Here is a 2,830-nt window from a genome sequence, read left to right on the forward strand (position 1 = left end):
TCGGCAAAGCATCCATATCAGCCCTCAATGCTATTGTTTTTTTGCCTTTTCCAATGTCTGCAAGTACTCCCGTGCCAATGCGCTTTATTCTGTATCCCCATTCTTTCAAATGCTCTTCAACTATTTGAGATGTTCGCTCTTCTTCGTAACCAACTTCAGGGTGCATATGAAAATCTCTTCGCCAGGCAATTATCTCCTCTCTAATCTTAAGAGCTTCTTCAAGAGGGTTCATAATGGTTCACCACTAGTTAGTTAGTTTTTCAAAATATTTAAATCATTTTGGGCCTAAAAAACAAAATTAAGAAAAGAGGGAAGGTTTACTTTTTCTTCTTCTGTTTCTGGCGTATTGCTTGTTCTAGTACCTCATATCCCTTCCTTATCCGTACTACTGCATGTCTCATGTATGGAACTGCCTTGGGAGTGTATCCGATTTCTTTTGCTTGAAGATAGTACTCTTGTGCAATTTGCTTGTATTCTAAGGCCAAGTTTAATGTTTCATTGTCAATTCCAAGTTCTGTTGCTTGGTTATAGGCCGCTTCAAACATATCGAGATACATAAAGTATGCTTCTTCCCATTCTTTGAGTTTTTCAATAATTTCTTTCTGCTCTTCTACTGTTAATATAATGACTTTAAATGTCACCATATCTTCACTGTACTGTCCTGCAAGATTTATGGCTTTTACCCAAACTGTGTATTCGCCTTCAGAGAGTTCATAGAAAGTATACTTATTGCTGCCTACTTTTATCCACGGCCCGTCATTGAGTTTTATTTCGTAATGGTCGATGCCAAGTTTATCTTCGGCTTCCCATATTATTGTAATGTTTGCAGTGGTGTTAGTGTAGAATTCGGCACCATCTTCTGGGGAGGTTATGTTTATTATCGGTTTGCTTATGCCACCAAGAGCGTAAACGCTAAAGTGGTCTACAACTGCCCATACGTAATTCTCTTCACTATTGACTCCAGCATCGTATACAAATGGGCCGTTTGGAATTGTACTGTTGATATAGTCAGTGACCCTAACCCAGGCACTGCCGTTCCAGTAGTAAAGGCTTAATGTGCTCTCGTCAATGGTGCCCAACTCAGCCTCATCATAACTGACCTTTAAAGTATATTTCTCCACGATATCTTCTGTGGTTGTGTTCTCATCAGTCGTCGAAATATCTACTATGACATATTTTACTGCGGCTACTGATTGGGTTTCATTTTCAGTAGTATTAGCCACTACAGGGGCAACAGCAAGGCTACTGGCATTTTCATTGAGGATATCTTCCTCATTTGTGGTGATTGTAGCGTTGATGACAATCTGTGTCTCGTTAGAAATTGCGGTTTCGTTAACGTCGATATTTAATTCTAAATCTTCTTCCTGAACCGTCACATTACTTGTGGTCTCATTCACTGTGATGGTCTCGAGTATAGTCTTTTGTCCATAGAACTCCATTGAGAGCTCATTGGTATTGCCCCACTTGTCCACACTCTTTACAGTAACAGTGTAAGTGCCTACGTCAGAGACATTGTACTCATAAGAGTAAACACCCACTGAGGGATCGAAGGTTTCGGTGAGTATAGTACCATTAGGTTCTTCTATGGTGAGAGTTACCTCTGTTATTTGGCTTTCGTCGGTAACCATCCACGAAATCACTGTTGAATTACCAACTTCTATTATGCTCGGGTTTATTTCAAAGTCCATGATGGTCGGTGGGTTATAATCACCCATGCCAATCATTTGTTTGATTTCCTCCAGGGTAAATGGATATGTTGGGTCTCTGAAGGCCCTCAATTCGAGTATCAGATCATCTGGATCATAGTAATCTAAATAGAATGGGCCGTTGCTTATTACAGCATGACCCTTGCTGTTAATCCAGTTGAGAATTGCATCATAACCTGTAGTTGGATCGCTAACATCACCAGCAATTGCTGATGGAACTGAGTTACTTGCTTTTAATACTTCTACGACCTTTCTTAAATCGCTGACATGCATTGAGTTCAATAAGTCTAACCATGTTCCATCTTCGGAGTTGAAGGAGTATATTGTTTCAATGCCATAAGTATTTGCCTTAGCGACGAGTTCGCTCATTGCATAGTAGAGTTGCCATGGCATTAAAGGCCAGAAGACGTTCATGTTGGCAGTAACGTCATCTGCAGTTGGATGTACATTGTCGGTATAAACCACGTAAGTATCATTATCGATCCATTCAATGCCCTTAATATTTGCGAGAGTGCTTTGCATCCGAGAAGCGAGCTTGTCGTCATAGTATGGATCATTTTCACTATCTTTATTTGCCCATTCGTAATAGAATGCTATTATATACTTAACATCAGCTATGCTCATAGGCTCTCCATCATGCCAGTTGCTTAATTTGCAATTGTACGTTATCTTAGCTTTAGCAGGCTCTCCTGTGTGGACAGCGACCCATTGATCAGTTGTTGAGTTGTAGATTACTGCAGTGCTTGGGACTGTGATATTGCTCCTCTCTATGGTATATTCACATCTGACTGGAATATATGTGCCTGTAGTAAGGTCTGGATAAAGTGCGAGATCAGAAACTACTCTCCATGTAGAAGTACTATAAACATCTTGAATGCCTCCAATCGGATTAAATGCGGTCATAAAGAGCTCTCCGGTTATTGGGTATTCTCCAACTCTTACAACTTTGTCTGAGGTTTCTGCGGTTATGAGGCTCCACCTTGTCCATAATCCTGAAGAAACGTCTGCGGCAATGTTAAGGACCCTGTCTTTGTTGACTGGGAAGTATTCCCATGTTTCAACTAAGAAGACTTTTTGTGAGTCTCTTACACCGAGGGCCATTGAAATCTTCTGGAGGTCCCAGT

Annotated in this window: 1 protein-coding gene and 1 pseudogene; both read right to left on the minus strand. The window is 40.6% G+C overall.

The features are described 5' to 3' along the window. Positions 1-232 (minus strand): annotated as a pseudogene (locus EP1X_RS09840) (amidohydrolase); the annotation flags it as partial. An 85-nt stretch (positions 233-317) separates the two neighbouring features. Continuing rightward, on the minus strand, positions 318-2,830 hold a 2,513-nt coding region (locus EP1X_RS10175), incomplete at its 5' end, for an Ig-like domain-containing protein (protein ID WP_253276569.1).

Source organism: Thermococcus sp. EP1, from assembly GCF_001317345.1.
In the GTDB taxonomy this organism is placed as follows: domain Archaea; phylum Methanobacteriota_B; class Thermococci; order Thermococcales; family Thermococcaceae; genus Thermococcus_A.